Below are 3,616 nucleotides of genomic sequence, written 5' to 3' on the forward strand. Positions count from 1 at the left end.
CCGGCCTCCGCCTCACGCAGGAAGCCGATGATCTGCTCTTCGGTAAAACGCTTCTTCACGTCCAATCTCCTTGTCGTTGGGGATTGGACTCCAGATCGCGGCGCTACTCAAAACCGGGGGGACGTCGGAGGTATTCGAAGTCTTCCAGTGGCTTGTAGGGCAGCTTGCGGTACAGCGCCGGCGTGGCGGCCATGCCGATGTGCCACACCAGCAAGGTGTGGCCGTCGGGGGCGGCGCGGGCCACCTTGTTGGCGCCGATGGTGCCGCCAGCGCCGGCCGCGTTGTCCACGACGATGGTGGCGTTGTCGAGGTGCTTGCGCATGGCCTCGGCGAGCTGGCGCGCCACCGTGTCGGTGGGGCCGCCGGCGGCAAACGGCACGACGAACGTGATGGGCTTGGTGGGAAACGCCTGGGCGGCCGCACTGACCGACACGGCCAAGGCAAACGACAACAACGTCTTGTTCATCGATGGTCTCCAGCATAGGTAAGCGTAGACCCGATGCTAGGCCCTCCACCACGGCGCGCAACCCGCGCAAACCCCAACTCAGTCGTAGCTGCGCGCGTCTTCAATCACCTTGCCGTCGTTGGGTAGGCTGCCCGGCGCGACCAGCTCGACGTCGCCCCGCAGTTTGGTCACCTCGCGCAGGGTGTGGGCCAGGGTTTGGCGCAGCGCGTGGTCGTCGGTGAGGGCCGTTTCCACGCGCAAGGTCATGCGGTCGTCGGCCATGCGTCCGCTGACCACCAGGCGTGCGCGCAGCGCTTGCGGGTGGCGCCGCAACACCTCGGCCACCTGCGAAGGGTGCACGAACATCCCCTTGATCTTGGTGGTTTGGTCGGCGCGCCCGAGCCAGCCGCGGATGCGGGTGTTGGTGCGGCCGGTGGGGCACGCCCCCGGCAGCACGGCCGACAGGTCGCCGGTGCCAAAGCGGATCAGCGGATAGTCGGGGTTGAGCGCCGTGACCACCACCTCGCCGACCTCGCCATCGGGCACGGGGTCGTCGGTTCCGGGGCGCACGATTTCCAGAATCACCCCTTCGTCCAGCACCAGCCCCTCGCGGGCCGGGGTTTCGTAGGCGATCAGGCCGACATCGGCCGTCGCGTAGGCCTGATACGCCGCGATGCCGCGCTCGGCCAGCCAGTCGCGCAGGCTGGGCGGGAAGGCCTCGCCGGACACCAGGGCCTTGCGGATGGGCAGGCGCACGCCCGCGGCCTCGGCTTTTTCCACGAGGATACGCAGGAAGCTCGGCGTGCCGCAGTAGCCCACCGGCTTCAGATCCATGATCGCGGCGAGCTGCTGCTCGGTGTTGCCCACCCCGCCGGGGAAGACCGTGCAGCCGATCGCCTGCGCGCCGGCTTCCATGATCCACGCGCCGGGCGTCAGGTGGTAGCTGAAGGCGTTGTGGATCAGGTCGCCGGCCTCGAAGCCGGCTGCGGTGAGTGCCCGGGCGCTGCGCCAGTAGTCGGTGCCCTGGCCCTCGGGCTCGTAAATGGGGCCGGGCGATTGGAAGACGCGCCGCGCCCCGCGTGCCTGCAGCAGCCCGCGCCAGCCGATCGTGGACAGCCCTGCGAAGGGGTCGCCGCCGGCGGCGCGGCTGGCGTGCTGGCGCTCCATCAGATCGTGCTTGCGCAGCACGGGCAGGCGCGCCAGTTCGGCGCGCGAGGTGACGCGCGCCGGATCGACGTCGGCCAGGCGTTCGGCCCACGCAGCGCCGTGCGCGCGCGCATGGGCGATCAGGTCGGGCAGGGCGGCGAAGAGGGCGGCCTCGCGTTCGGCGGGGGCGCGGGTCTCGAGGGAATCGTGGTAGGCGGGCATGGCGGGCAAACGGCGCAGCGACGGGCGAACTCGACGGGAGCAGGGGGTCAGGCCAGCCAGCGCTTGCGGCGCTTGTAGCTCTTGACGTCGCGAAAGCTCTTGCGCTCACCGCCCCCCATGCCCAGGTAGAACTCTTTGACGTCTTCGTTGTTGCGCAGATCGTCGGCTTTGCCGTCCATCACGATACGGCCGGACTCCATGATGTAGCCGTAGTTGGCATAGCGCAGCGCCATATTGGTGTTCTGCTCGGCGATCAGAAAGCTGACCTTTTCTTTTTGGTTCAGGTCTTTGACGATCTCGAACACTTCTTCGACGATCTGTGGTGCCAGCCCCATCGAGGGCTCGTCGAGCAATACGACGCTGGGGTTGGCCATCAGCGCACGGCCAATGGCACACATTTGCTGCTCGCCGCCCGAGGTGTAGGCGGCCTGACTGGTGCGCCGGGTTTTCAGGCGCGGGAAGTAGGTGTAGACCTTCTCCAGGTTGGCGGCGATTTCGCCCTTGTCGGTGCGCGTGTAGGCGCCGGTGAGCAGGTTTTCCTCGATGGTGAGGTGGGCAAAGCAATGGCGCCCCTCCATCACCTGGACTACGCCGCGTTTGACCAGGTCGGCCGGGGTGAGATTTTCGATGCGCTCACCGCGCAGCTCGATCGAGCCCTTGGTGACCTCACCGCGCTCGCCCTTGAGGAGGTTCGAGATGGCGCGCAGCGTGGTCGTCTTGCCGGCACCGTTGCCGCCGAGGATGGCGGCGATCTGGCCTTCGGCCAGCTGCAGCGAGACGCCCTTGAGCACGAGGATGACGTGGTTGTAGATGACCTCGATGCCGTTGACGGTGAGAACGGGGGCGGGTGTCGTCATGGGAGGACCTCGATAAGGTGGCTGGGTGCGCAGGCACCACGCGTCAGCGTCGTAGCCCCGACGCTGGCGGGTAGTGGCGGAGGCGCCTTTCACCCCCGCCGGGCCGACCCGTGCCATCGAGTCGGCTACTCAGCTCGGTTGCGTTCAGGATTGGCAATCCTGCGGCGTGCGGCGCTGGATCTTCTTCTCGGCGGCGTACTTGTCGGCAGCAGCGCGCACCATCGGCTTGAGGATCTGCTCGTCCGCTTGGTACCAGTCGCTGGTGAATTGCCACTTGCTGCCATCCCAGGTGTGGATACGGGCCCAGGCGGAGCCCATGTGGTCCTGGCAGCTGGTGGAGATCGGCCGCATCACCCCCTTGAAGCCGAGCGCATCCAGCTTGGCTTGCGTGAGATTGAGGTTTTCCAGGCCCCAGCGCACCTGCGTACCCGTCATCACCTGGCCTTTGCCGAAGCGCTCTTGGGCGGCGCGCACGGCCTCGATGGACAGCATGGCGCTCATGGCGCCGCGCACATACAGCACAGACCCCACCTCTTCACGCGGGCCCGTTCCCTGACCTTTGCCATGCACCTTGTTCAGGATTTCCTTGATGAACGGTGCGTTGGGCTCGGCGCCGTGCTGCATCGCGACCGCGTTGTAGCCCTTGGCGCCGGCGCCCACGTCCTTGACATCAGGCTCGGCGCCGGCCCACCACGCGCCGTACATCTTCTCGCGTGGGTAGCCGACGGCTTGGGCTTCCTTCAGCGCGGTCGAGTTCATCACGCCCCAGCCCCACAGCAATACGTAGTCGCCCCTGAAAAATTCATTTTCACGCCGCCCTTAGCCGCAGCTGGGCAGGGTTGGCGCCACTGGTCTCGGTTGGCCGCCGCTGGGCGAGCCACCGGCCGATGAGGCGCACGGCCGCAATGAGGCGCAAAAAAGCTCGCCTCAAGAAGGGCACGCCCTT

General features: G+C 67.2%; 2 protein-coding genes and 2 pseudogenes. All 4 read right to left on the reverse strand.

Annotated features, from left to right (window positions below):
- Positions 1 to 127: 127 nt before the first annotated feature.
- Positions 128 to 466, reverse strand: a pseudogene (locus Taqua_RS12730) (tripartite tricarboxylate transporter substrate-binding protein); the annotation flags it as partial.
- A gap of 78 nt (positions 467 to 544) precedes the next feature.
- Complete coding sequence (locus tag Taqua_RS12735; RefSeq protein ID WP_144326958.1) at positions 545 to 1,813, reverse strand: phenylacetate--CoA ligase family protein; 1,269 nt, start codon at positions 1,811 to 1,813, stop codon at positions 545 to 547.
- A gap of 47 nt (positions 1,814 to 1,860) precedes the next feature.
- Complete coding sequence (locus tag Taqua_RS12740; protein ID WP_144326959.1) at positions 1,861 to 2,670, reverse strand: ABC transporter ATP-binding protein; 810 nt, start codon at positions 2,668 to 2,670, stop codon at positions 1,861 to 1,863.
- 144 nt (positions 2,671 to 2,814) lie between these two features.
- A pseudogene (locus tag Taqua_RS12745) lies at positions 2,815 to 3,465 on the reverse strand (ABC transporter substrate-binding protein); the annotation flags it as partial.
- Between the last annotated feature and the right edge of the window lie 151 nt (positions 3,466 to 3,616).

It is taken from the genome of Tepidimonas aquatica (assembly GCF_007556585.1).
Taxonomy (GTDB): Bacteria; Pseudomonadota; Gammaproteobacteria; order Burkholderiales; family Burkholderiaceae_C; genus Tepidimonas; species Tepidimonas aquatica.